The sequence below is a fragment of the Pseudomonas sp. SORGH_AS_0211 genome, assembly GCF_031453455.1.
Taxonomy (GTDB): Bacteria; Pseudomonadota; Gammaproteobacteria; order Pseudomonadales; family Pseudomonadaceae; genus Chryseomonas; species Chryseomonas aestiva.
The window spans coordinates 2425929-2449773 of sequence record NZ_JAVIZV010000001.1 but is presented as its reverse complement, the minus strand read 5'-3'; the positions used below and the strand labels follow the sequence as shown (position 1 = coordinate 2449773).

The 23845-nt window shown below is 67.8% G+C and carries 23 protein-coding genes and 1 tRNA gene; 18 read left to right on the top strand and 6 right to left on the bottom strand.

Going from position 1 to position 23845, the window contains the following annotated elements:
• Nucleotides 1–101: 101 nt before the first annotated feature.
• Together QE393_RS11345 and QE393_RS11340 are read right to left on the bottom strand one after the other, a co-directional pair.
• Nucleotides 102–178: transfer RNA gene (locus tag QE393_RS11345), tRNA-Met, on the bottom strand.
• 90 nt (nt 179–268) lie between these two features.
• Nucleotides 269–415 carry a hypothetical protein gene (locus QE393_RS11340; protein ID WP_166655896.1) on the bottom strand — a complete coding sequence of 49 codons (147 nt, stop codon included), beginning with the start codon at nt 413–415 and terminating at the stop codon, nt 269–271.
• A gap of 172 nt (nt 416–587) precedes the next feature.
• On the opposite strand from QE393_RS11340, the gene QE393_RS11335 reads away from it, so the two are divergent.
• From QE393_RS11335 to dinB, 3 genes are all read left to right on the top strand, one after another.
• Entirely contained in the window at nt 588–914 is a 327-nt protein-coding gene (locus tag QE393_RS11335; protein WP_133861118.1) for a hypothetical protein, read from the top strand.
• A gap of 23 nt (nt 915–937) precedes the next feature.
• Nucleotides 938–1171, top strand: coding sequence for a hypothetical protein (locus QE393_RS11330; protein ID WP_208691707.1), 234 nt, complete (start codon nt 938–940; stop codon nt 1169–1171).
• A gap of 93 nt (nt 1172–1264) precedes the next feature.
• Nucleotides 1265–2362 (top strand): DNA polymerase IV, encoded by a 1098-nt coding sequence (gene dinB, locus QE393_RS11325; RefSeq protein WP_273805970.1) that lies wholly within the window; start codon nt 1265–1267, stop codon nt 2360–2362.
• 4 nt (nt 2363–2366) lie between these two features.
• On the opposite strand, the gene QE393_RS11320 is transcribed toward dinB, so the two are convergent.
• Entirely contained in the window at nt 2367–5135 is a 2769-nt protein-coding gene (locus tag QE393_RS11320; RefSeq protein ID WP_273805971.1) for a response regulator, read from the bottom strand.
• 211 nt (nt 5136–5346) lie between these two features.
• On the opposite strand from QE393_RS11320, the gene QE393_RS11315 reads away from it, so the two are divergent.
• From QE393_RS11315 to mazG, 5 genes are all read left to right on the top strand, one after another.
• Nucleotides 5347–6237, top strand: coding sequence for an alpha/beta hydrolase-fold protein (locus tag QE393_RS11315; RefSeq protein WP_310043541.1), 891 nt, complete (start codon nt 5347–5349; stop codon nt 6235–6237).
• Between the two features lie 80 nt (nt 6238–6317).
• Nucleotides 6318–7217 carry a cysteine synthase CysM gene (cysM, locus tag QE393_RS11310; RefSeq protein WP_007158967.1) on the top strand — a complete coding sequence of 300 codons (900 nt, stop codon included), beginning with the start codon at nt 6318–6320 and terminating at the stop codon, nt 7215–7217.
• Nucleotides 7204–8568 (top strand): 23S rRNA (uracil(1939)-C(5))-methyltransferase RlmD, encoded by a 1365-nt coding sequence (gene rlmD / locus QE393_RS11305; RefSeq protein ID WP_310043539.1) that lies wholly within the window; start codon nt 7204–7206, stop codon nt 8566–8568. Before cysM ends, rlmD begins: the two co-directional genes overlap by 14 nt.
• Nucleotides 8569–8631: 63 nt before the next feature.
• Entirely contained in the window at nt 8632–10872 is a 2241-nt protein-coding gene (gene relA, locus QE393_RS11300) for a GTP diphosphokinase (RefSeq protein ID WP_208691702.1), read from the top strand.
• A gap of 69 nt (nt 10873–10941) precedes the next feature.
• On the top strand, nt 10942–11787 hold the full coding sequence (gene mazG, locus QE393_RS11295; protein ID WP_273805975.1) for a nucleoside triphosphate pyrophosphohydrolase: 846 nt from the start codon (nt 10942–10944) through the stop codon (nt 11785–11787).
• A gap of 150 nt (nt 11788–11937) precedes the next feature.
• Here mazG and QE393_RS11290 read toward each other — a convergent pair whose 3' ends face one another.
• Together QE393_RS11290 and QE393_RS11285 are read right to left on the bottom strand one after the other, a co-directional pair.
• Nucleotides 11938–12252, bottom strand: coding sequence for an EscU/YscU/HrcU family type III secretion system export apparatus switch protein (locus tag QE393_RS11290; protein WP_310043536.1), 315 nt, complete (start codon nt 12250–12252; stop codon nt 11938–11940).
• A complete protein-coding gene (locus QE393_RS11285) occupies nt 12249–13820 on the bottom strand; it encodes a flagellar hook-length control protein FliK (protein WP_310043533.1) in 1572 nt (523 codons plus the stop codon). Before QE393_RS11285 ends, QE393_RS11290 begins: the two co-directional genes overlap by 4 nt.
• Nucleotides 13821–13927: 107 nt before the next feature.
• Between QE393_RS11285 and ccmA the strand changes: the two genes are divergently transcribed.
• The 10 genes from ccmA to QE393_RS11235 are packed head-to-tail and all read left to right on the top strand — an operon-like array spanning nt 13928 to nt 21639.
• Complete coding sequence (ccmA, locus tag QE393_RS11280; RefSeq protein WP_310043532.1) at nt 13928–14533, top strand: cytochrome c biogenesis heme-transporting ATPase CcmA; 606 nt, start codon at nt 13928–13930, stop codon at nt 14531–14533.
• On the top strand, nt 14530–15201 hold the full coding sequence (gene ccmB / locus QE393_RS11275) for a heme exporter protein CcmB (protein ID WP_310043530.1): 672 nt from the start codon (nt 14530–14532) through the stop codon (nt 15199–15201). Before ccmA ends, ccmB begins: the two co-directional genes overlap by 4 nt.
• Before the next feature lie 10 nt (nt 15202–15211).
• The gene (locus tag QE393_RS11270) at nt 15212–15958 is read left to right on the top strand and encodes a heme ABC transporter permease (RefSeq protein WP_273805980.1); all 747 of its coding nucleotides are present in this window, start codon (nt 15212–15214) and stop codon (nt 15956–15958) included.
• A gap of 5 nt (nt 15959–15963) precedes the next feature.
• Nucleotides 15964–16131 (top strand): heme exporter protein CcmD, encoded by a 168-nt coding sequence (gene ccmD / locus QE393_RS11265; protein ID WP_310045629.1) that lies wholly within the window; start codon nt 15964–15966, stop codon nt 16129–16131.
• Nucleotides 16128–16583 (top strand): cytochrome c maturation protein CcmE, encoded by a 456-nt coding sequence (gene ccmE / locus QE393_RS11260; protein WP_310043528.1) that lies wholly within the window; start codon nt 16128–16130, stop codon nt 16581–16583. The genes ccmD and ccmE overlap by 4 nt, the downstream gene beginning before the upstream one ends.
• Nucleotides 16580–18541: a heme lyase CcmF/NrfE family subunit gene (locus tag QE393_RS11255; protein ID WP_310043526.1), complete on the top strand. Its 1962-nt coding sequence runs from the start codon at nt 16580–16582 to the stop codon at nt 18539–18541. The genes ccmE and QE393_RS11255 overlap by 4 nt, the downstream gene beginning before the upstream one ends.
• Nucleotides 18541–19074, top strand: coding sequence for a DsbE family thiol:disulfide interchange protein (locus tag QE393_RS11250; protein ID WP_310043525.1), 534 nt, complete (start codon nt 18541–18543; stop codon nt 19072–19074). The genes QE393_RS11255 and QE393_RS11250 overlap by 1 nt, the downstream gene beginning before the upstream one ends.
• Nucleotides 19071–19529 carry a cytochrome c-type biogenesis protein gene (locus QE393_RS11245; RefSeq protein ID WP_310043523.1) on the top strand — a complete coding sequence of 153 codons (459 nt, stop codon included), beginning with the start codon at nt 19071–19073 and terminating at the stop codon, nt 19527–19529. The genes QE393_RS11250 and QE393_RS11245 overlap by 4 nt, the downstream gene beginning before the upstream one ends.
• Complete coding sequence (gene ccmI, locus QE393_RS11240; protein ID WP_310043522.1) at nt 19523–20707, top strand: c-type cytochrome biogenesis protein CcmI; 1185 nt, start codon at nt 19523–19525, stop codon at nt 20705–20707. Before QE393_RS11245 ends, ccmI begins: the two co-directional genes overlap by 7 nt.
• A 35-nt stretch (nt 20708–20742) precedes the next feature.
• Nucleotides 20743–21639 carry a hypothetical protein gene (locus tag QE393_RS11235; protein WP_310043519.1) on the top strand — a complete coding sequence of 299 codons (897 nt, stop codon included), beginning with the start codon at nt 20743–20745 and terminating at the stop codon, nt 21637–21639.
• Here QE393_RS11235 and QE393_RS11230 read toward each other — a convergent pair.
• Complete coding sequence (locus tag QE393_RS11230) at nt 21565–23670, bottom strand: NAD(P)-binding protein (protein WP_310043517.1); 2106 nt, start codon at nt 23668–23670, stop codon at nt 21565–21567. The genes QE393_RS11235 and QE393_RS11230 overlap by 75 nt on opposite strands.
• Between the last annotated feature and the right edge of the window lie 175 nt (nt 23671–23845).

Here is a 23845-nt window from a genome sequence, read left to right as displayed (position 1 = left end):
CTTTGTAGCTCTTGTAGCTACAGAGTTCGCACCGCCTGGATCTGAACCGGGTCAAATTCAGGGCAAAAAAAAACCACTCAAGAGAGTGGTTTTTTCGAATTTGGTTGCGGGAGCTGGATTTGAACCAACGACCTTCGGGTTATGAGCCCGACGAGCTACCAGACTGCTCCATCCCGCGTCCGATGTGGCTCAGTATAGGGCCAAGAAAAAATTCGTCAAGAAAAAATTTAATATTCTTCAAAGGCTTATTTGCCAGGCAGGGACGGGCCTACTTGTCGCCGTCGCTTTTCTGCATCTGCACCGACGCCTTTTCGCCACTGGAGCGATTCTGCTGATCCGATTGGTCGCGATCAAAGCAGCCACCGAGCATGAGGCTGAGGAGTAGGGCAGAGGACACGAGTAGAGGGCGTTTCATGGGGGTTCTCCTAGAGGTACGTCCTCAGTCGACCTATCTAGCCGGCAAAGGGTCCGGAAACCCGATGAGGGCCCCTGTGCGATCAAGTGAGAAGGTGATAGCAAAACGCCGCTAAGCGGCCGAGGTGGGTGGTGGCCATGTGCTATCCTGGCTGAGTGTTATGGAGAACCTCATGCACCCTACCCAGGATTCGAGTCGTCTGGATCAGCGCATCATGCGCGTGATGGATCACGATATAGCGACACTGGTCGCCCAGTTGTGCAATCTTTCCCTGGCGCTTACCGGCAGCAGTGCCAAAGGTGCGTCGGAGATGGCACTTCAGGTCGTGGAGAAAGTCGAATTGCTCGTCGACGACATGCAGACGCTCCGCGCCGCCGCGCAGGAGTTGCTGGACACCACGTCCCGCCATGTTCGCTCCGGCCATATAGAAGATCGGACCGTCATCGCCGGCGACGAGGGTGCACCTTTCGACGATGGGCAGCGCGACCGAACCGTTTGACCAGGAAAGTCCAAGGGGCCGCCATGAATCTGCTGCTGGAAACCTTGCTCCAACATCTCCAGGGCCTGGGTCGCATCGAGTTCTTCGAGCGCAGCGAGCATTTCGCACGGTTGATGGTTACCACGCCCGACGGCGTGATCGCCGAGCGCCACCTCTATTACGATCAGCTGCACCATGCCCATGACCTCAAGGCGGTGGTCGATGAGTTGCGCGAAGAGGTCGTCCATCGGCAACGCCTGCTGCAAGACGTCGGTTGACGGGCGATTCGTCGTCCGCCATGGACAAATCCGGGCGGTCTTGGCTTACTGTACGGATAATCAGCCGCCAAGCCCGGCCCGGCATCTCCTTTCATGGCTCCGGACAGTTCTCCCGCTCAGCTCCCAACCAAACGCCAGCGCAAGATCATCCATGTCGACTGTGACTGCTTCTATGCGTCCATCGAGATGCGCGACGATCCGCGCCTGGGCGGCAAGCCGCTGGCGGTAGGCGGGACCCCTGATCGTCGTGGGGTCGTCGCCACCTGCAACTACGAGGCCCGGGCTTTCGGCGTGCGCTCCGCCATGTCGTCCCATCAGGCGCAGAAGCTCTGTCCCGACCTGGTCTTCGTCAAGCCGCGCTTCGAGGTCTACAAGGAGGTATCACGGCAGATCCACGGTATCTTCCAGGACTACACCGAGCTGATCGAGCCGCTGTCCCTCGACGAAGCCTATCTGGATGTCACCCAGTGCGAGCTGTTCAACGGCAGCGCGACCCTGATCGCCCGCGATATCCGCAGGCGGGTGTGGCAGGAGTTGAACATCACGGTGTCCGCCGGGGTGGCGCCCAACAAGTTTCTCGCCAAGATCGCCAGCGACTGGAAGAAGCCCAACGGGTTGTTCGTCATCGCCCCGCACGAGGTGGACGACTTTGTCGCCGCCTTGCCGGTGGCCAAGCTGCATGGCGTGGGCAAGGTCACCGCCGATAAGCTCAAGCGCCGCGGCATCGTCCTCTGCAGCGACCTGCAGACCTGGTCGCGCTTCGATCTGCTGCGCGAATTCGGCAGCTTCGGCGAGCGCCTCTGGTCGCTGGCCCATGGCATCGACGAGCGCCAGGTCAAGGTGGACAGCCAGCGGCAATCGGCCAGCGTGGAGCGCACCTATGACCGCGATCTGCCCGATGCCGCCGCCTGTGTTCAGGAATTGCCCGAGTTGCTGGCCAAGCTCGAAGAGCGGCTGACGCGCCTGGCCGATCGTTATCGCCCGGAGCGACCCTTCATCAAGGTCAAGTTCCACGACTTCACCCAGACCACCCTGGAGCAACAGGGCGCCGGGCGTGATCTCGACAGCTATCGGCGCCTGCTGGAGCAGGCCTACCGACGGGGCAATCGGCCGGTACGGCTGCTCGGGGTGGGCGTGCGCCTGACCGATCTGCGCGAAGCGGCACTGCAGCTCAGGCTGTTCGAGGACTAGCCCGCTAGAGCGGGCTCTTGGCCTGGGTGGACAGATTGACGATGGCTGCGTCCAGTTCTTCCAGCGCCGGGCTGGAGGTCGGCGCGCCCTGCTTGAGCAGGGTTTCGCTGTGCTGGCAGGCGGCGCGCAGCTGGGGCACGCCGCAATAGCGGGTGGCGCCATGCAGGCGGTGGACGCGCTCGATGAGGGCGATGCGGTCGCCGTCTTCGCGGGCCTGGCGAATGGCCTGACGGTCCGCCGCCAGGGAGGCGAGCAGCATGCTCAGCAAATCCTTGGCCAGGTCCGGCTTGTTGGCGGCCAGGCGCAGGCCTTCGTCCGCATCCATCACCGCCAGCGTGGAAATGTCCTGGCCGCCGCTGTTGAGGCTGGTGACCTCGGGCGCCGAGCTGTGCAGCAGGCGCAGGCCGGTCCACTTGAGGATGACCTGGGCCAGTTGCCGATCGCTGATGGGCTTGGTGAGGTAGTCGTCCATGCCGCTCTGCAGCAGGGCGCGCTTCTCGTTGGCCATGGCGTGGGCGGTAAGGGCGACGATGGGCACCGGGGTGCCACCTTCGCTGGCTTCCCAGTCGCGGATCGCCTCGGTGGCCTGGCGACCGTCCATGCCGGGCATCTGCACGTCCATGAACACCAGATCGAAGCGCTCCTGCTGGACGGCTTCCACCGCCGCGTAGCCGCTCTCAACCGCGGTGACCTGGGCGCCGAGATCGGTCAGCAGGGTTTCCACCAGCAGCAGGTTGGCCGGGTTGTCGTCCACGCAGAGCAGCCGCGGCGGCCGGTCGGTGATGCCCAGGCCACCGCTCTCGTTGCGTTGCGGGCGCTGGTTGAGCAGCTCGGCCACCGCCTGCTCGAGCTTGCGGCTGCAGGCCGGCTTGGAGTGCAGCTGGCAATGGACATCGGGCAGGGAGGCGTGGAACACCGCCTGGTCGGTGGTGGGGCAATAGACCAGGGTATTGCAGTCCTGGCGACCCAGCTCCCAGATGCGCTCGGTGAGCAGGTCCGGCGGGATGCTGCGGGCACTGACGCCGAGCACCGCCAGGCTGACCGGCAGCTTGCCGGAGGCCGGGTGGGCGACCGCTTCGCTGAGCTGCTCCAGGGTCTCGAACGGCTCCACGCTCAGGCCGCATTCTTCCAGCTGGTGCTGCAGTGCCTGGCGGGTGAGGGGATGGGGCTCCACCAGGCCGACGCGACGACCGGCCAGGGCGATGCGCTTGTGGCTCTCGACGCTGCCATGGGCCTTGGGCAGGTTGAGGGTGATCCAGAATTCCGAGCCCTCGCCGGGAATGCTCTCCAGGCCGATCTCGCCCCCCATCTGCTCGATCAGGCGCTTGGAGATGACCAGGCCGAGCCCGGTGCCGCCGGCCTGGCGGGTCAGGGAGTTGTCGGCCTGGGAGAAGGCCTGGAACAGCATCTGCCGGTCTTCGTCGGTGAGGCCGACCCCGGTGTCCTGGACGCTGATGCGCAGCTGGGCGTGGTCGTCGGTCTCTTCCTCGACCATGGCGCGCACGGCGATGGTGCCGGAATGGGTGAACTTGATGGCATTGCTCACCAGGTTGGTGAGCACCTGGCGCAGGCGCTGCGGATCGCCGACCAGGTGGGTCGGGGTGTCGCGGTAGACCAGGCAGACCAGCTCCAGGTGCTTTTCATGGGCCGAGGGCGCCAGGATGGTCAGGGTGTCCTGGATCATGTCACGCAGGTTGAACGGCAGATTCTCCAGCACCAGCTTGCCGGCCTCGATCTTCGAGAAGTCGAGGATCTCGTTGATGATGCCCAGGAGGCTCTCGGCGGAATTCTGGATGGTGCTCAGGTAATCCTGCTGGCGCGGGGTCAGCTCGCTCTTCTGCATCAGATTGGTGAAGCCGATGATGCCGTTGAGCGGGGTACGGATCTCGTGGCTCATGTTGGCCAGGAATTCCGACTTGATGCGGCTGGCTTCCAGCGCGGCCTTGCGCGCCAGGTCCAGCTCGATGTTCTGGATCTCGATGGTCTCCAGATTCTGGCGCACGTCCTCGGTGGCCTGGTCGATGTTGTTCTGCATCTCGAACTGGGCGTTTTCCATGGCTTCGGCCATGCGGTTGATACCGGTCGCCAGTTCGTCGAATTCGGGGCTGCCGAGCTGGGTCGGCAGGCGCGTCTCCAGGCGACCCTCCTGCAACTGGCTGACGCCATGGGCGATCACCTGCAGGGGCCGGTTGATGCGGCGGCCCATGCGCACCGCGATGAAGGCGGTGAAGGCCAGGCCGAGCAGGATCAGCAGGAGGCCGGCCACCAGGTTGCGATAGCCGCGCAGCAGGGTGGCGTGATGGGAGAGTTCGAGCTGGATCCAGCCCAGGGTCTGGGGCGTGGCCGGACTGCCGTCGCTGCGGGTCAGGCGCAGGTCGTGGGTCTGCACCGGCAGGTTGAAGTGGGTGATGTCCAGCCCGGATCTCATGCTGATGGTCTGGTAGTCACGCCCGGTGAGCTCCACGGTCATTGAGGGACCGGCGTGGGCGAGCAGGTTGCCATCGGCATCCAGAAAGCTGATGGCCCGGACATCGGCCTGGTCGAGGGCGCGCTGGGCGATACGGTTGAGCTGGTCGTTGTCGCCGGTGCGCATGGCCGGGGCGATGAGCGGGGCCATCTGCTGGGCCACCAGCTGGCCGTGCTCGATGAGCTGGCTGCGCATGTCGGACAGCTGCACCCAGCTGAAGTAGACCCCCAGCAGGGCCGCCATGCAGCAGGTCGGGAGGACGCTCAACAGCAGGATGCGCCCCTTGAGTCCCAATTCGTCCAGCACTGCGCGTCCCCCGAGGAAATTGGCGAGTCTAACCCCTTTACCAAATGTAAAGAGAGTCTTTGCGAAAGGGGTCGCACCCCCTGGCGCGCCGATTCGCGAAAATCCGCGAAGGCTGCCACGGTCCCTGGCCGGGGTGCACAACCATTGACCCCATCGGCGGTCTGGTAGGGACTGCCGGTCGTTCCGGTGCGGTTGCGTTCGAGGAGATCCTTTGAAGAAGAGTTGCAGTCTGATGCTGGCGGGCGCCCTGTTGCTGGGGACCGGCTGGATGGCGTCGAGCCAGGCCCAGGAGCCGAAGAAGACCACCCTGGTGGAGCGGGGGTCGATGTACTACAGCTTCGAGACGCACCTGCTCGACTCGGCGGACGGCAAGCGCCGCTATCGCGTCTATATCGGCATTCCCAAGCAGCCGGCGCCGATGATGGGGTATCCCGCGCTGTTCCTGCTCGACGGCGATGCCGCCCTGGCGCAACTCCAGGATGTCTGGCTGTCCCCTCATAAACTGAAGAGTGCGCCGGTGCTGGTGGCCATCGGTTACGCCGATGCCGCGGACGCCATGCAGGAGCGCACCTACGACTACACCCCGGCGGTGGGCACCGGCCGCACGCGCGACGACGTGCGCAAGGACTGGCCGGCGGGAGGGTCGCGGGCCTTTCTCGACCTGATCGAGCAGCGCATCAAGCCGCTGCTGACCCAGAGCGTGCCGGTGGACCCCAATCGCCAGACCCTCTGGGGCCATGGCTACGGCGGGCTGTTCGTGCTCGACACCCTCTATCGGCAGCCGCAGGCCTTCCAGCGCTACGTGGCGAGCGATGTTGCCTATGGCTGGCAGCAGGGCTTCATCCTCAAGCGGGCCGAGGAATTCCAGGGCGTGGGTGGCGCCCGGCCGGTGCAGCTCTGGCTGTATTCCGGTACCGAGGATCTGACCCGCAAGGTCGCGCCCGACGCCGCCAGGCGCCTGGCCGACCGGCTGGGCGGGCTGCCGGGGATGCAGGTGACCTCCCAGGTGCAGCCCAACCTGGGGCCGGAGGGCATTCTGTCGCTGAGCCTGCCCGCCGCCCTGGAGGTGGCCAGCGACGGCGCCGCCACGCGCCGGCCCTAGCCAGGCGCCGGACGGGTAGGGTCGGCGAGGCTTTGGGAGTATCATGGAAGGCTTTCACCCCTGGCGGAACGAGCTGATTCATGAGTCTGCACTATCCCACCATCGCCGATTGCATCGGTAACACGCCGCTGGTGCGCCTGCAGCGCCTGGCCGGCGACACCCGCAGTACCGTGCTGCTCAAGCTGGAAGGCAACAACCCGGCGGGCTCGGTCAAGGACCGCCCGGCGCTGTCGATGATCCGCCAGGCCGAGGCCCGTGGCGACATCCAGCCCGGCGATACCCTCATCGAGGCCACCTCCGGCAATACCGGGATCGCCCTGGCCATGGCCGCCGCCATCATGGGCTACCGCATGATCCTGATCATGCCCGACAACTCCAGCGCCGAGCGCAAGGCGGCCATGACCGCCTATGGCGCCGAGCTGATCCTGGTCAGCCGGGAAGACGGCATGGAAGGCGCGCGGGATCTGGCCACGCGCATGCAGGCCGAAGGCCGCGGCAAGGTGCTCGACCAGTTCGGCAATGGCGACAATCCGGTGGCCCACTACCTGGGAACCGGGCCGGAGATCTGGCGCCAGACCCACGGCAGCATCACCCATTTCGTCAGTTCCATGGGCACCACCGGGACCATCATGGGTACCTCGCGCTATCTCAAGGAGCAGAATCCCAAGGTGCAGATCGTCGGTCTGCAGCCGGAGGAGGGGGCGGCCATCCCCGGCATCCGCCGCTGGCCGGAGGCCTATCTGCCCAAGATCTACGAGGCCAGCCGCGTGGATCGCATCATCGACATGGGTCAGCAGGAAGCCGAGGACACCATGCGCCGCCTGGCGCGGGAAGAAGGCATCTTCTGCGGCGTATCGTCCGGCGGGTCGGTGGCGGGCGCCCTGCGCATCGCCCGGGAAGTGGACAATGCGGTGATCGTCGCGATCATCTGTGACCGAGGCGATCGCTACCTGTCGACCGGCGTCTATGACGCGCGCTAAGCGAGGCGGCGGCGGACTGCGCTTCCAACCGGCCGGTGGCGCCCGGGCGACCGGGGTACCGACCGGCAAGCGGCAGCTGCTGGGCATCGAGCGGCTGTCCCATGACGGGCGCGGCATCGCGCGCGAAGGCGGACGGACCTGGTTCGTCGCCGGCGCCCTGCCGGGCGAGCAGGTCGAGGCGCGGGTGCTCGGCGCCCGCAGCCAGGTGGTCGAGGCCCGTACCCTCAGGGTACTGGAGGCCAGTCCGTTGCGGCGCACGCCGCCCTGCAGCGTGGCCGACCGCTGCGGCGGTTGCACCCTGCAGCACCTGCCCCATGCCGATCAGCTGACCCTCAAGCAGGAAGCCCTGGCCGAGCAATTCCGCCGTCTGGCCGGGGTGCAGCCGCTGGCCTGGGCCGCGCCCATGGTCGGTCCCGAGTTCGGCTATCGCCGCCGCGCCCGCATCGCGGTGCGCTGGGACGAACGCCAGGGGCGCCTGGAAGTGGGCTTTCGCGCCGAGGCCAGCCAGGACATCGTCACCCCCGACGACTGCCTGGTGCTGGTGCCGGAGCTGCAGCCACTGCTGCGCGCGCTGCCCGACCTGCTGAGCGGGCTGGAACGGCCCCAGGCGATCGGTCATGTCGAACTCTTCCAAGGGACGGCCACGGCCTTGCTGGTGCGTCATACCCAGGCGCTGCTGCCCGGCGACCAGGCGCGCCTGCGCGACTTCTGCGCGGCGGCGGGCGTCCAGCTCTGGTGGCAGGGCAAGGGTGAGCCGCAGCCGGATCAGGCCGACGCCAGGCTGGGCTTCCGGCTGGCGCCCTGGGACCTGACGCTGGCCTATCAACCGGGCGACTTCGTCCAGGTCAATGCCGCCATCAACGAGGCCATGGTCGCCCAGGCGCTGGACTGGCTGGCGCCGACGGCGGATGACCGGGTGCTCGATCTGTTCTCCGGGCTGGGCAACTTCGCCCTGCCGCTGGCGCGGCAGGCAGCGGCCGTCACCGGCATCGAAGGGGTCGCGGCGATGACATCCCGGGCAATACAAAATGCACGTGACAACGGCATCGGCAACGCGCACTTTCTACAGGTGGATCTGTCGAACCCGCTACCCGCCGATCTGGGCAGTTATTCGCTGGCCCTGCTGGATCCGCCGCGCGACGGTGCGCTGGAAGTGGTCCGGCAGCTCAAGGGCCTGGGTATCGGGCGGCTGGTCTATGTCTCCTGCAATCCGGCCACTTTGGCACGGGATGCCGGGGAGCTGGTCCGACAGGGCTATCGCATGACACGAGCGGGCATTCTCGACATGTTCCCGCAGACCGCCCATGTGGAAGCCATGGTGCTGTTCGAAGCGGGCAGGATGCCCGGGTAACGACGGCTCGCCAACCGATGCGAGCCAATCCGGCGAGAAGGCTACGCCGTGAGGAAGGGGTAGATGGTACAGGTCAGAGCGCATCAGCCAGTCAACGTCGATGGCAGCATCAACCTCCACGCCTGGCTGGATCATATCCAGAGCGTGGATCCGAATCTCGATCGCGAGGCCTTGCTGGACGCCTGCGGCTTCGCCCGCACGGCGGAAGAGAATTCCGGCCAGGTCGAGCACACCTGGGCGGAGGGGACCTCCAGTTTCCATACCGGCCTGCAGATGGCGGAGATCCTGGCCGACCTCAAGCTGGATCAGGACAGCCTGATCGCCGCCATCGTCTACCGGGCGGTGCGCGAGGGCAAGGCGACCCTGGAGTCGGCGGCCGAGCATTTCGGGCCGGTGGTGGCCAAGCTGATCGAAGGCGTGCTGCGCATGGCGGCGATCAGCGAGAGTCTCAATCCGCGCAAGTCCATGGTGCTGGGCAGCCAAACCCAGGTCGACAACCTGCGCCGCATGCTGGTGGCCATGGTCGACGACGTGCGCGTGGCCCTGATCAAGCTGGCCGAGCGCACCTGCGCCATCCGCGCGGTCAAGAACGCCACCGAAGAGCGCCGCAACCGGGTGGCCCGCGAGGTCGCCGACATCTACGCGCCCCTGGCCCACCGCCTGGGCATCGGCCATATCAAGTGGGAGCTGGAAGACCTGTCCTTCCGCTACCTGGAGCCCCAGCAGTACAAGCAGATCGCGACCCTGCTGCATGAACGGCGGCTTGATCGCGAGCAGTACATCGCCGACGTCATGCAGCAGCTGCGTGACGAGCTCACCGCCACCGGCATCAAGTCCGACCTCAGCGGGCGCGCCAAGCACATCTATTCCATCTGGCGGAAGATGCAGCGCAAGGGCCTGGAATTCAGCCAGATCTACGACGTGCGCGCGGTGCGGGTGCTGGTGCCCGAGGTGCGTGACTGCTATACCGCGCTGGGCATCGTGCATACCCTGTGGCGGCATATTGCCCGCGAGTTCGACGACTATATCGCCAATCCCAAGGAGAACGGCTACCGTTCCCTGCACACTGCGGTGATCGGTCCGGAGGGCAAGGTGCTGGAGGTGCAGATCCGCACCCACGCCATGCACGAAGAGGCCGAACTGGGGGTCTGCGCCCACTGGCGCTACAAGGGGACCGACGTCAAGTCGGCCTCCAATCACTACGAAGAAAAGATTTCCTGGCTGCGCCAGGTCCTGGAATGGCACGAGGAGCTGGGCGACATCGGCGGCCTGGCCGATCAGCTGCGGGTCGACATCGAGCCGGACCGGGTCTACGTCTTCACCCCTGACGGCCACGCCATCGACCTGCCCAAGGGCGCGACCCCGCTGGACTTCGCCTATCGGGTGCACACCGAGATCGGCCACAACTGCCGTGGGGCCAAGATCAACGGCCGCATCGTGCCGCTGAACTACCAGCTGCAGACCGGCGAGCAGGTGGAGATCATCACCGGCAAGCAGGGATCGCCCAGCCGCGACTGGCTCAACCCCAACCTCGGCTACGTCAACACCTCGCGGGCCCGGGCCAAGATCGTCCACTGGTTCAAGTTCCAGGCGCGCGACCAGAACGTCGCCGCCGGCAAGGCCATGGTCGAGCGCGAGCTGTCGCGCCTGGCGCTGCCCCCGGTGGACTTCAACACCTTGGCCGAAAAGGTCAACTACAAGGGTGCCGAGGACATGCTCGCCGCCCTGGGCGCCGGCGATCTGCGCCTGGCCCAGGTGATGCACGCCGCCCAGCAGCTGGTGGAGCCGGACAAGGGCCTCGATACCCTCGATCACCTGCCGCGCAAGCCCACCAACAAGCCGGGCAAGCGTGGCGATGTGCAGATCCAGGGCGTGGGCAACCTGCTCACCCAGATCGCCGGCTGCTGCCAGCCGGTGCCGGGCGATGCCATTGTCGGCTACATCACCCTCGGCCGTGGCGTGACCATCCATCGGCAGGATTGCGCCAATGCCCTCCAGCTGGCCAGTCGCGAGCCGGAACGGACCATCCAGGTGAGCTGGGGCCCAGTGCCGGTGCAGACCTATCCGGTGGACATCGTGATCAAGGCCTTCGACCGTTCCGGTCTGCTGCGCGATGTCTCGCAGATCCTGCTCAACGAGCGGATCAACGTGCTGGCGGTGAATACCCGCTCCAATCGCGAAGAAAACACCGCCAACATGCTGCTGACCATCGAGATCCCCGGTCTCGACGCCCTCGGCCGCCTGCTCGGACGCATCTCCCAGCTGCCCAACATCATCGAAGCCCGGCGCAATCGCGCTGCCTGAGTGGTGTGACGCTGCCCTCACGAGGCGCCTCCTGGCGCCTCGTTCTTTTTCCAGTGACAGGATTCATCCATGTACCAGCTCGACGACCTGCTGCACCTCATGGCCCGGTTGCGCGATCCCCGGCACGGCTGCCCCTGGGACCTGCGCCAGGACTACGCCAGCATCGTGCCCCACACCCTGGAAGAGGCCTACGAGGTCGCCGACGCCATCGCCCGGCGGGATTTCCCCCAATTGCGTGACGAGCTGGGCGACCTGCTGTTCCAGGTCGTCTACTACAGCCAGCTGGGTCGCGAGGATGGCCATTTCGACTTCGCCCAGGTAGTGGATGGCATCACCCGCAAGCTGGTGCGCCGCCATCCCCATGTCTTTCCCGACGGCGACCTGCATGGCCCGCTCGACCTGCCGCGACTGGACGAGGCGACCATCAAGCGCCGCTGGGAGGAGATCAAGGCCGAGGAGCGCGCGGAAAAGGCCGCGGCGCCGGAGCAGCTGTCGCTGCTGGATGACGTGCCGGCCGCGCTGCCGGCCCTGAGTCGTGCGGCCAAGCTGCAGAAGCGTGCGGCCAATGTGGGCTTCGACTGGGCCGATGCCACGCCGGTGGTGGCCAAGATCCAGGAGGAACTGGACGAGGTGCGCGAGGCCATGGCCAGCGGCCAGGCTGCCCAGGTGGCGGAAGAGGTCGGGGACCTGCTGTTCGTGATGGTCAACCTGGCGAGGCACCTGCAGGTCGACGCCGAGGACGCCCTGCGCCAGGCCAACGCCAAGTTCGAGCGGCGCTTCCGGTTCATCGAAGAGGCGCTTAAAGCCCAGGACCGTACGCCCCAGGAGGCCAGTCTGGAGGAGATGGATGCCCTGTGGGACGCCGCCAAGGTGGAAGAGAAGGGCGCCGTCGGGCATTCGTTGCGGCGGGGGTAGAGCAGGTTTTTGCGGGTTTTATCGCGGCCATGCCGGTGCACCGTAGCGACCGCTCTGACTTGGACTATCGCGGCCATGGGCCGCTCCTACAAAAGCATCACTCCCTGTAGGAGCGGCCCATGGCCGCGATAAGAGAATTGAGCTGGATATCTACGGCATCCGCTCCCAACCGTACGACAGATCCGGCTGGTCGGCCAGGTGCGCCGGGCACTTGCCCTTGAGGTGCCAGGCGAAGGCGATGATCTCGGCCAGGGTGCGATAGAGCGCCTCGGGGATTTCGGCGCCCAGTTCCAGGCGCGCCAGGATGCGCACCAGGTCGGCGTTCTCGTAGATGGGCACCTCGTGCTCCCGGGCCGTGGCCAGGATGAGTTCGGCCAGTTCGGCATCGCCCTTGGCGGAGAGGACGGGGGCGCTGCTGCCGTCATAGGACAGCGCGATGGCCTGGCGGGTGGCGGATGTGCTCATGCGGTGTCGTCGATCCAGCGTTGTTCGAGGGTGGTGCGCGGATGGCGTGCGGGACGGCCCTGGCGGCTGCTGAGGTCGCCGACCACGAAGCCGGCCGCCAGCAGGCGTTCGCGCAGATGGGGCAATTCGATATCGATCAGCGTCGCGGTGGCGCCCTTTTCCGCCCAGAATTCGCTCGACAGCCGGCCGCTGGCCAATTGCGCCCGCACCTGCAGCGGCCCCAGCGGTGCCAGGTCGAAGGCCAGTTCCACCTTCCACAGACTGTCGCGGGCTTCACCGTGGCTATCCGGCGGCGGTCGTTCTTCCTGGAAGCGCACCTGCACCGCGCCAAGGCGCTCGCCATCGCGCCAGGGAATCTCGGTCTGCCAGGTGGAGAGGTAGTAACCATCGGGCAGGACCTGGGTCTGGGCCAGGCTGGCGAGCTGGTGGGTCTGCAGGCGGGCGATGACGCCCGTGGCCAGTTGCAGCAATTCGTCGAGTTCGGCGTTGGCGGCACTGAGGCCGCGACCATCGCGCTCGCCCAGGGGAAAGTCCAGGGCGGTCGGTTGGCGACTGGTGGTGGCATCACCCAGGGCCCGGCGCAGGGCATCGGGCAGATTCTGCTGGGCGGTCTGGATCGCGACCTGGGGATTGCGCAGGGCATCGCCCGGCACGCTGGCCAGCAGCCGATCCACCAGGCGCAGCAGGTTGGCCTTGAAGTCTTCCTGGAGATCGGGACCGCCGCGATCCAGCAGTTGTTGCTCCAGTTGCAGGCCACTGCGCGCCAGGGCGCGGGCCCAGCCCTGGGGCGTGGTCAGGGCCGCGGTGGTTTCCAGATTGGCCAGCAGGGACTTGAGCGCGGCGCCCACCGACGGCGGCAGCTCTGCCTCGGGGACGTCCTCCAGCCATTGCAGCAGGGCATTCATCGACAGCTGGCGCTGCCCCTGACCCTGCAGCTGGCGATCGATGTCGAGCTGGTCGAGGCGCTGCGCCATGGGCAGCACCGTGACCTCCTGGCTGTCCTTGATCACCACGGTCAGCAGACTGCCCACCGGTACCGGGCGGGGCGATTCCAGCTTGAGCTGGCGACCTTCGAGACTGGAACTCAGGGCCTTGGCGATCACCTCGTAGGTGGGCGTCGCGCCGGGCGGCTGTTGCAGCAGGCTGCTCAGCACGCGCAACTGCAGGGTCGTGCCCACCGGCAACTGGCGCAGATCCAGTTGCTGCAGCGGCGGCGGTGGTGCGTCGCCCTCCAGGCTCTGCAGCAGCACCGCCAGCTGGGTGGAGCCGAGGGTGCTCACCAGCAACTGGCTGCCCACCGGCAGGTTGTTGGTCGGACTCTGTGTCGTGAGCAGGACGCTGCCGCCCTCGGCCAGCTGCAGTTGCAGCAGGAACTGGAAGCTCTGGCCGGCCGGACGGGTGGCGAGTACCTCGGCGGTGGCCGTGCTGCCGGGCGGAATCAGGTCGTCGAGGGATTGCAGGGCCTGCAGGATCTGCGCCCCCGCGTCCGACGCCTGCGCCGCCGCGGCCCGGACGGGCAGGGCGGGCGTGACGCCGACGCTGGGTTGGATCGCGGAGATGGAAGTCATCGGGCAGGTCCGGTGGAATCGCCTGTGTATAATGGCGCGCCTTCAAGGGCGTGTGCCGGGTTAACGGCCAGCGCCCGACCGACTTTAGTGCCGTGAGATCCCCTGTCTTGAATCAGCCCCTGCTCGACGCCGTCGCGCTCCGTTGCGAACGGGGCGGTCGCCTGCTGTTCGACGACCTGAGTCTGAGCGTGGCGGCGGGCGAGTCGCTGCAGATCGGGGGCGTCAACGGCAGTGGCAAGACCAGCCTGCTGCGTATCCTGGCGGGACTGCTGCCGGCCGACGCGGGTACGGTGCGCCGGCCCGCTGCGGCCGAATTGCTCTGGCTGGGCCATGCGCCCGGCATCGCCGAGGGGCTGACCGCGGCGGAAAATCTTCATGGCCTGGCCAATCTGTGGCGCCCGACCGCGAGTGAAGCCTGCCGGGTCGCCCTGGCAGCGGTGGGGCTGGCCGACTGGGCGGACGAGCCCTGCGGGCAACTGTCGGCCGGCCAGCGTCGGCGCGTTGCCCTGGCCCGGCTTCAGCTGCCCGAGCCACCGCGGCTCTGGCTGCTGGACGAACCCTTCACCGCCCTGGACGCCAGCACCTGCACGCAGCTGGAAGAGCGCCTGCGCGCCCATTGCGCGGCAGGCGGCGCCCTGGTGCTAACCAGTCACCGCGAGCTGGAGGTCGTCCCCGAAGGGCATCGGCTGCTGTGGCTGGACGGTGGCCGATGAGCGGCGCCTGGTTGGCCTTCCTCAGGCGCGAAGGGCGCCTGGCCTGTCGCCGTCCGGCGCTGTGGCTCACGCCCCTGGCCTTCCATGCCCTGGTGGTGACCCTCTTTCCCCTGGCGCTGGGTGCCGATAGCCAGCAGCTGGCCGCCCTGGCACCAGGCCTCCTGTGGATAGCGCTGTTGCTGGCCTTGCTGCTTGGCCAGGAAGCCCTGTTTCGCAGCGACTGGCAGGATGGCTCGCTGGAGCTCTGGCTGCTGGCGCCCCAGCCCTTGCCGCTGCTGGTGCTGCTCAAGCTGCTGGTGCACTGGTGCTTCGCCGGCCTCGGCCTGGTACCCCTGACGCCGCTGCTGGCGCTGATGCTGGGGTTGCCCGCCGCGGCCCTGCCGGCGACCCTGGCGGCCCTGATCCTGGGCAGTCTGGCCCTGACCCTGATCGGCGCCATAGGGGCGGCGCTGACCGTGGGCCTGGCCCGTGGCGGGCTGCTGCTGGCGCTGCTCAACCTGCCGCTGCAGATCCCGGTGCTGATCCTGGGCGCCAGCATCCTGGACGCAGCGCGTCTTGGCCTGCCGGTGACGGGGCTGTTGCTCTGGCTGGGTTGCCTGACCCTGCTGGCCCTGACCCTGGCACCCCTGGCGGTCGCCGCCGGCCTGCGCATTGGCGCGGCCCAATGACGAGGACGACATGAACTGGACCTGGCTGCATCGCCTGGGCTCTCCCGCCATCTTCTATCGCCTGGCCGGCCGCCTGCAGGGACCCTGCCTGGCGCTGGCCGGAGTGCTGCTGGCCGTCGGTCTGGTGTGGGGGTTGTTCCTGGCCCCGCCGGACTACCAGCAGGGCGACAGCTTTCGCATCATCTATGTGCATGTGCCGGCCGCCTTTCTGGCACAGTCCTGCTATCTGCTGCTGGCGGTCGCCGGGGTCGTCGGCCTGGTCTGGCGCCTCAAGCTGGCCGACGTGGCCCTGCGCGCAGCCGCGCCGATCGGCGCCTGGATGACGGTGATCGCCCTGGCCACGGGGTCGCTGTGGGGCATTCCCACCTGGGGCACCTGGTGGATCTGGGACGCCCGGCTCACCTCGATGCTGGTGCTGCTGTTTCTCTATCTGGGCGTGATCGCGCTGGGGCAGGCCATCGAGCATCGCGAGAGCGCCGCCCGCGCCTGCGCCATCCTGGCCCTGGTGGGCTCGGTCAATCTGCCGATCATCAAGTATTCGGTGGAGTGGTGGAGCACCCTGCACCAGCCGGCCACCTTCAGCCTGGTGGAACGTCCACCGATGCCCGCCGCCATGTGGCTGCCGCTGCTGGTGATGGTGCTGGCGTTCTATCTGTTCTTCGCTGGCGTCTTGCTGCAGCGGATGCGCCTGGAGGTGCTCAGGCGCGAGTGGCGCAGTCGCTGGGTACGCCTGGAGCTGGGGGAGGAAGGCGCTTGAGCGGCATGGACTGGGCGCAGGCCCTCGGCATGGGCCGCCACGGCCTCTACGTCTGGCCCGCCTTCGGGCTGACCCTGGCGATCCTCGGTGGTCTGCTGCTGCACGGCTGGCGGGCGCGGCGGCGCCTGGAGCGCGAATTGCGCCAGCGCTGGCGGCGGGAGCGGCGGCCATGAATCCGGTCCGCCGTCGACGGCTGCTGTGGGTCCTGCTGCTGTTGCTGGGCGTAGGGGGCGCGGCGGCGCTGGCCCTCAGCGCCCTGCAGCAGAACATCAATCTCTTCTATACCCCGAGCCAGATCGCCAGGGGTGAGGCGCCGACCGCCACCCACATCCGCGCCGGCGGCATGGTGGAGAAGGGCAGCCTGGTGCGCGCCGCGGATTCCCTGGCGGTGAGCTTCGTCATCACCGACTTCCAGCAGGAGGTGCGGGTGAACTATGCCGGCATCCTGCCGGATCTGTTCCGCGAGGGGCAGGGGGTCGTGGCCCTGGGCCGACTCGACGACCAGGGGCGCCTGGTCGCCGATCAGATCCTTGCCAAGCACGACGAGAAATACATGCCGCCCGAGGTGAGCCAGGCGTTGCGCCAGGCCGGGCGACCGCCGGACGGCGCGAGGCCGACGCCATGATCCCGGAACTCGGGCAACTCTGCCTGCTGCTGGCGCTCGTCATGGCCCTGGTGCAGGGCACCCTGCCACTGCTGGGCGCCTGGCGCGGTCAGGCCGACTGGATGCGCCTGGCGCGCCCGGCCGCCCTCGGTCAGTGCCTGTTCCTGGCGCTGGCCTTCGCCGCCCTGACCTGGGCCTTTCTGCAGGACGACTTCTCGGTGGCCTATGTGGCGGCCAATTCCAACAGTCGCCTGCCCTGGTACTACAAGGTCAGCGCCACCTGGGGCGCCCACGAGGGCTCACTGCTGCTGTGGGCGCTGACGCTGGCCGGCTGGAGTCTGGCGGTGGCCGTCTGCTCGCGCCAGTTGCCCCAGGCGCTGCTGGCACGGGTACTGGGCATCCTCGGGCTGGTGGCCACGGGATTCCTGACCTTCCTGGTCGCCACCTCCAATCCCTTCGCGCGCCTGCTGCCGCAATTTCCGCGGGAGGGCAACGACCTCAATCCGCTGCTGCAGGATCCGGGGCTCATCCTGCATCCGCCCATGCTCTACATGGGCTATGTCGGCTTTTCGGTGGCCTTCGCCTTCGCCCTGGCGGCCTTGCTGGAAGGTCGCTTGGACGCCGCCTGGGCACGCTGGGCACGGCCCTGGACGCTGCTGGCCTGGGCCTTTCTCGGCTGCGGCATCGTGCTGGGCTCCTGGTGGGCCTACTACGAACTGGGCTGGGGCGGCTGGTGGTTCTGGGATCCGGTGGAAAACGCCTCCTTCATGCCCTGGCTGGTGGGCACGGCGCTCCTGCATTCCCTGGCGGTGACCGAGAAGCGCGGCCTGTTCAAGGGCTGGACGGTGCTGCTGGCCATCGCCGCCTTTTCGCTCAGCTTGCTGGGGACCTTTCTGGTGCGCTCGGGAGTGCTGACCTCGGTGCACGCCTTCGCCAGCGATCCCACCCGTGGCGTCTTCATCCTGGCCTTCCTGCTGCTAGTGGTCGGCGGTTCGCTGGCGCTGTTCGCCTGGCGCGCGCCAGCGCTCGGCGGCTCGGCGTCCTTCAGCCTGGCCTCCCGCGAGGCGCTGCTGCTGGTCAACAACCTGATCCTGGTGACCGCCGCCGCCACGGTCCTGCTCGGTACTCTCTATCCGTTGATCATCGACAGCTTCACCGGGACCAAGCTGTCGGTGGGCCCGCCGTATTTCGACCTGCTGTTCGTGCCGCTGATGGCGCTGCTGATGCTGGCCCTGGGCGTCGGGGTACTGGTGCGCTGGAAAAGCAGCCCGGGTCGCTGGCTGGTGCGCCTGCTGGCGCCCGTCCTGCTGGCTTGCGCCGTCCTGGCGGGACTGGCCGGCTGGTGGCTGGACCAGCCCGGGGCGGCGATCCTGGCGGTGCTGGCGCTGGCGGCGTGGATCCTGCTGACCGCGCTACGCGACGTGCTGGGCAAGGTGTCGGCGCTGGGCTGGCGCCGCGGCCTGCGCAGTCAGCCACGCAGCTACTGGGGCATGCACCTGGCCCACCTGGGGCTGGCGGTGCTGGCCCTGGGCGTGGTGCTGGCCAGTCAGCTGGATGTGCAGCGCGATCTGCGCCTGGCGCCGGGCGAGCATGTCGAACTCCAGGGCTATCGCTTCGGCTTCGCCGGAACCCAGCACTACGAGGGGGCCAACTTCACCGCCGAGCGTGCCCTGCTGCAGGTCGAGCGCGAGGGGCGGGTGGTCGCCCTGCTGACCCCGGAGAAACGGCGTTATCTGGCCGGCGGCGCGGTGATGACCGAAGCCGCCATCGACGCCGGCCTGACCCGCGATCTCTATGTGGCCCTCGGCGAGCCGCTGGGGGAGGGCGCCTGGGCCGTGCGCCTGCAGATCAAGCCCTTCGTCCGGCTGATCTGGCTCGGCGGGCTGCTCACCGCCCTGGGTGGCCTGCTGGCCCTGGCCGATCCGCGCTATCGCCGCCGGCGCTCGTCTTCCCCTGCCGCTGCCGCGGAGTCCGCCTGATGCGCCGTCGCCTGTTGCTCTGCCTGCCACTGCTGGCCTTCCTGCTGCTGGCCGGCGTTCTCTTTCGCGGGCTCTATCGCGATCCCCAGGCCCTGCCGTCGGCGCTGGTCGGCCAGCCCTTTCCGGCCTTTTCGCTGCCGGGCGTACAGGACGAGCGACTGTTCACCCGGGAGGATCTGCTCGGCCGCCCGGCGCTGGTCAATGTCTGGGGCACCTGGTGCGTGGCCTGCCGTGAAGAGCACCCGGTGCTCACGCGACTCAAGGCCGAGGGCGTGGTGATCCATGGCATCAACTACAAGGACGATCAGGCCAGCGCCCGCCGCTGGCTGGCGGAGTTCCACGATCCCTACCAGCTCGATATCCGTGACGACGAAGGCCGGCTGGGGCTGGACCTGGGTGTCTATGGCGCGCCGGAGACCTTTCTCATCGATGCCCGCGGCGTGGTGCGCTATCGCCATGTCGGGGTGATCGATCAGCGCGTCTGGGACGCCGACCTCGGGCCGCGCTACCGGGCCCTGGTGGCGACGCCATGAGGGTCGGCTGGCTGCTGCTGTTGCTGGTCTGGTCGACCCTGATCCAGGCGGCCATCGACCCTTATGGCTTTCGCGACGACGCCGAACGCGGGCGCTTCCAGGCGCTGACCCGCGAATTGCGCTGTCCGAAGTGCCAGAACCAGGACCTGGCCGATTCCAATGCGCCCATCGCCGGCGATCTGCGCCGCGAGATCCAGCGCCTGATGGCGGCCGGGCAGAGCGATGACGAGATCATCGCCCACCTGGAGCAGCGCTATGGCGAATTCATCCGCTATCGGCCGCCCTTCGAGGGCCGCACCCTGCTGCTCTGGCTGTTGCCGGGCCTGGGTCTGCTGGGCGGCGCCGGGCTATTGCTGGTCCTGACGCGGCGGCGGCGCCCGGAGCAGACGCTGAGCGACGCCGAACGCCAGCGACTGGCCGCGCTGCAGGCCGAGGAGGAGGAGCCGAGATGCTGACCTTCTGGGGGCTGGCGGGACTGCTGCTGATCCTGGCGGTGCTGATCCTGCTGGTGCCGCTGCTGCGCGGTGGACGCGTCATGGCGGACCAGCGGGCGGTGCTCAATCGCTCGCTCTATCAGGAACGCCTGGCCGATGCCCGGGCGCGGGCCGCACGGGGGGAGCTGGACAGCCAGGCGCTGGCGCTGGCCGAAGCCGAGGCGGGCCGCAGCCTGCTCGCCGACAGTCCTGCCGAGGGTTCTTCGCCGCTGCGCCACGGCCGGCGCCTGGGTATCGCGGTCGCCCTGGGCGGCCCGGCCCTGGCCCTGGGGCTCTATCTGCTGCTCGGCGCCTGGCCGGCGCTGCAGCTGAGCCAGCGCCTCGCCGCGGCGCCGGCTTCGGCCCAGGCGCTGCTGGCCGATCTGGAAGCGGCGACGCGACTGCAACCCCAGGCGACCGACAACTGGTATCTGCTGGCACGGGCCTATGCCGGCCTGGGTCGCTACACCGATGCCGTAGCCGCCTTCGAGCAGGTCATCCAGCGCGATGGCCGGCGCGCGGAAGTCCTCGGGCAACTGGCCCAGGCCCGTTTCTTCGCCGCAGGGCGTCAGCTGGATGCGCGCACCCAGGCACTGGCCGACGAAGCCCTGGCCGCCAATCCTGGCGAGCCCACCACCCTGGGTCTGCTGGGCATGGCCACCTACGAACGGGGGGCCTACGCCAAGGCGGCGGGCTACTGGCAGCGCCTGGTCGCCGTGCTGCCGCCAGGGGATCCCCTGCGCGCAACCCTCGCCCAGGGCGTCGCCCGGGCGGAGACGGCGGCGCGGGCCGCCGGTCAGGCGCTGACCACGCCGGGGCTGGACGTGGAGGTCAGTCTGGCGCCCGCGGTGGCGCAGCGGGTGCGGCCCGAGGACAGTGTCTTCGTGCTGGCGCTGGCGGTGGATCAGCCCGGTCCACCGCTGGCGGTACGGCGGCTGCGGGTCGTCGATCTGCCCCGCCGGGTGCGCCTGGATGACCGCGACGCCATGCTGCCCCAGCGCAAGCTGTCCGACCATCGACGGATCCGGCCGGTCGTGGTGATCGCCCGGGGCGGCGATCCGCTCAAGGGGGACTGGCGACACGAGGGGCCGCCACTGGAGCTCTCTTCTGGTACGTTCAGCCTGTTGCGCGTGGAAGCCGCTGATGCCATTGCGCCATGATCGGGCGGGATACCGACACTCAGGGCAGGGAAGGCATGTACACCTATGAAGACGCCGTCGCAGCGACCCGCGAACTCTGTCGCCAGATCGAGAACGTCCCGGCCCGGCGGCGGGCGGTGCGCGAAGACTTCTATCTGCGCTTTGGCGATGCCGACAACGACGGCCTGAGCTATGGCGACTCGGAACTGGCCTTTCTCGACTGGGAAATCCAGGCCGGTGTCCTGGATCCCGTAGCCGGCAGTGCCTGGTGGCGCAACGTCAATCTGCACTTCATCTACCTGGCCGAGCTGGCTGGCTGCCTGGCGCAGCATGGGCTGCCCGGCGACCAGGCGCCCTATCCGACGCGCTGCTGGCTGACCTTCATCGCCGATCCTACCCCGCGGCACTGGTACCGGGCGCACAACGCCTCCATCCTGGCCGGCTTCGCCCTGCATCAGGCGGATGCGCGCGCGGAGAACGCCGTGGGTCAGCTGTTTCTCAACATAACCCTCTACCGATTGATGTTCGCCCAGGCGCTGGTGGAAGAGGCGACGCTGTTCGCCGAGCTGGGGGCCTTGCTGGCCGACCCGCGCGGCTTCTCGGTCAAGTTGCTGGTCAGCCTGGCCGAGTTCTATCCGCCGCACTATCCCCTCACCGATGCGGATCGCGAGGTGGTCGAGGGCCACGGCCTGGGTATCGAGGAGTTGGGCGTGCGCCTCATGGATGGCTGGATCCGGCTGGAATTGCATCGCCTCTACAGCGAGGCCGCGGTCTGGAACCAGGCGCCCGAGCTGCTGGACTACCTGGATGGCACCGCGCCGTGCTATCCGCCTGCCCTGGACCGCTGCGCCGAGCGCGCGGCGGTCCAGGCGGTGGCGCTACTGGAAGGCGTCCTCGCCGGGCAGGACCTCGCGGTGGCCGAGCAGGGCACGAGCGGTCTGCAGGCCGGATAGGGTCGCCGACTCCACGCAGCCCATGTTGAAGCCGTTGTCGATCCAGTCGCCAGTCAGATAGAGGTTGCGGCAGAGGCTGCCGTCGGTGGCCAGGCGATAGCGGCTGCTGCCGGCCACGCTCTGTACATAGCGCTCGCTGGGATCGACGTTGGCTCGCCAGTATTGATAGTCGAAGCGCGCCGGCCCCTGGACCTCGGCGGGCGCCAGCAGGACGTCCCAGCGATAGCCCGCCGGGGTCACGGCGGTCGGCCAGTAGGCGCCCAGTTTGGCGTTCATGAGGTCGAGGAAGGCCTGCTTGACCTTGGCGGCCTCCTGCTGCGGATAGTCATCCTTTTTGCCGATGGGCGGGGCGGCCTCGGCGGCGAAAACCCCGCAGAAATAGCTGATGTCCGCGGGCGGCGTGCCGCTCGACCAGTCTTCGCGGTCCACCAGGTAGCTGACATCCGCCCAGGAGTCCATCGCCTGGGCGGCGAAGCCCAGCAGCTCGGGGGCCTGCCCACCCTGAGGCGAGCCGCTCCAGCCCAGTTGCCAGACGTCGCGGTTCTGCCAGAGCTGTACCGCCTGGGTGGCGACGGTGGCCACCTGCCGGGTCATGCGCTCGAACGCCGGGTCCAGGGCGCAGAGGCCGGGGGCGAGGTCGGCCAGGCCGGCCACGGAAATCCCCAGCACCACCTCGTCGAAGTCGCGGTCGACCTGCAGCTCCAGCTGCTCGACGCCCTGCCAGCCGCTCCAGTTGGATTCCAGATTGATCTGGCCCTCCTGCAGGTCCCGGGCGATCTGGTCGTCGAGCTGGTCGTACAGCGGCGCCGAAGGCCAGCAGGGCAGGCCCTTGACATCCACCAGCGGTTGGTAGGCGTCACCCTTGAGCGTGACCTGGCGCTGGATCCGCAGGCGCGTCACCCGCGGCCCCTGACCGTCGTCAGCCGCTTCGATGGCGGTTACCTGGTGGAAAAAGCGGAAGTCCACGCCGCGGCGGGCGAGCACCTCGTAGTAGGGCGCGAAGACCACGTCGCCCATGCCGGCCTGCATGCGCCAGATGAAGGAGCCCTTGGCCGTGGTCAGGGCCAGCAGGGCGGCACGCAGCACGGTGCCGGCCTCGACGTCGGGTCGGGCGAGGTCACCGTCGCGATAGGCGAAGATGCCGCCGTGCAGGGACTTGAGCACCGCGCCGTCCAGGGTCGCGGCGCTGGCGCCATGGCGGCTCAGCCAGGCCTGGAAGGTCTCTTCGTTGAGCGCTGCGAAGCCCTTGGCATAGACCTCGTCGGCGAGCATGCCGATCAGCACGGTCAGCCCGAAATCCATCAGCAGCCACAGCCGGTGGGCCTTGACGTGGGTCTGGCTGCGGTCGTGCAGGATGTCGCCGAGCAGGCCGCGGAGCCTGCGCAGCAAAGCCAGCAGCACGGGATGGTCGACGCCGTCGGGCAGCGTCGTGCGGGCCTGCCGTAGTTGGTGCTCCGCCTCTTTGAGGGCCAGCTCCTGCAGTTCTTCCCGGCAGTGCGCGCGCAGCCGGGCGAACAGGCCGCCTGGCGCGGCGCCCGCCGGGGTGTCATCCACCTCGCCCAGCCGCAGCAACCATTCCAGCAGATCGCCGAGGGCGGCCATGAAGGGCTTGGGATTCCAGCCCTCGCCGGGCTTGCCGGGCAGGGCCAGGGTATCGATGGGCCAGGTGGTCCACTGCCCCTGGAAGGCATCGGCGAAGGCGGTATGGGAATGCGGGAAGAAGGCCTCGTCGAGGGTCGCCAGGGGCGCGCCGGCAGGCCGGTCCAGTTCCTCGTAGCACTGCCTCAGGCTGTGGAAGGCGTTGTAGTAGAAGCCGAACCAGACATGGATGCCGTGTTCCTCGATGCGCTGGTGGTCGGTCGCGTTGCGTCCACTGGCACCCTTGCCGCCGAGACGCCAGCCCTGCTGGTACAGGGTGATCTGATAGCGGTCCTGCCAGTTGGGCTCACTAGTAAGACGAAAGGCGGTGGTGACGGCGGACACGCCGCCGCCCAAGATGGCGATCTTGCGGACAGAAGGTACAGCGTCCATGCGTATTGCTCCGAAGTGTGCAAATTGTTGCACCAGTGGACGTAAGCCAGATGATGGCTAGGGTAATATCACTTTATCGAAAAGTTCCCTTGAGACTTTAGCAAGGCAACGGAAATAGTTGAGGCGCTGGCCCGGTATCCCCGGTCGGCCGAGGATCGAGGCGAACGCGGTGTTG

Excerpts from the sequence above, each read along its gene's own strand:
- QE393_RS11270 (WP_273805980.1), top strand. The coding sequence starts at position 15,212 with ATGAACTGGACCTGGCTGCATCGCCTGGGCTCTCCCGCCATCTTCTAT.
- rlmD (WP_310043539.1), top strand. The coding sequence starts at position 7,204 with ATGACGCGCGCTAAGCGAGGCGGCGGCGGACTGCGCTTCCAACCGGCC.
- QE393_RS11335 (WP_133861118.1), top strand. The coding sequence starts at position 588 with ATGCACCCTACCCAGGATTCGAGTCGTCTGGATCAGCGCATCATGCGC.
- QE393_RS11230 (WP_310043517.1), bottom strand. The coding sequence starts at position 23,670 with ATGGACGCTGTACCTTCTGTCCGCAAGATCGCCATCTTGGGCGGCGGC.
- QE393_RS11250 (WP_310043525.1), top strand. The coding sequence starts at position 18,541 with ATGCGCCGTCGCCTGTTGCTCTGCCTGCCACTGCTGGCCTTCCTGCTG.
- ccmB (WP_310043530.1), top strand. The coding sequence starts at position 14,530 with ATGAGCGGCGCCTGGTTGGCCTTCCTCAGGCGCGAAGGGCGCCTGGCC.
- dinB (WP_273805970.1), top strand. The coding sequence starts at position 1,265 with ATGGCTCCGGACAGTTCTCCCGCTCAGCTCCCAACCAAACGCCAGCGC.
- QE393_RS11255 (WP_310043526.1), top strand. The coding sequence starts at position 16,580 with ATGATCCCGGAACTCGGGCAACTCTGCCTGCTGCTGGCGCTCGTCATG.
- ccmE (WP_310043528.1), top strand. The coding sequence starts at position 16,128 with ATGAATCCGGTCCGCCGTCGACGGCTGCTGTGGGTCCTGCTGCTGTTG.
- QE393_RS11330 (WP_208691707.1), top strand. The coding sequence starts at position 938 with ATGAATCTGCTGCTGGAAACCTTGCTCCAACATCTCCAGGGCCTGGGT.
- cysM (WP_007158967.1), top strand. The coding sequence starts at position 6,318 with ATGAGTCTGCACTATCCCACCATCGCCGATTGCATCGGTAACACGCCG.
- QE393_RS11245 (WP_310043523.1), top strand. The coding sequence starts at position 19,071 with ATGAGGGTCGGCTGGCTGCTGCTGTTGCTGGTCTGGTCGACCCTGATC.
- QE393_RS11235 (WP_310043519.1), top strand. The coding sequence starts at position 20,743 with ATGTACACCTATGAAGACGCCGTCGCAGCGACCCGCGAACTCTGTCGC.
- ccmD (WP_310045629.1), top strand. The coding sequence starts at position 15,964 with ATGGACTGGGCGCAGGCCCTCGGCATGGGCCGCCACGGCCTCTACGTC.
- relA (WP_208691702.1), top strand. The coding sequence starts at position 8,632 with ATGGTACAGGTCAGAGCGCATCAGCCAGTCAACGTCGATGGCAGCATC.
- mazG (WP_273805975.1), top strand. The coding sequence starts at position 10,942 with ATGTACCAGCTCGACGACCTGCTGCACCTCATGGCCCGGTTGCGCGAT.
- QE393_RS11340 (WP_166655896.1), bottom strand. The coding sequence starts at position 415 with ATGAAACGCCCTCTACTCGTGTCCTCTGCCCTACTCCTCAGCCTCATG.
- QE393_RS11290 (WP_310043536.1), bottom strand. The coding sequence starts at position 12,252 with ATGAGCACATCCGCCACCCGCCAGGCCATCGCGCTGTCCTATGACGGC.
- ccmI (WP_310043522.1), top strand. The coding sequence starts at position 19,523 with ATGCTGACCTTCTGGGGGCTGGCGGGACTGCTGCTGATCCTGGCGGTG.
- QE393_RS11285 (WP_310043533.1), bottom strand. The coding sequence starts at position 13,820 with ATGACTTCCATCTCCGCGATCCAACCCAGCGTCGGCGTCACGCCCGCC.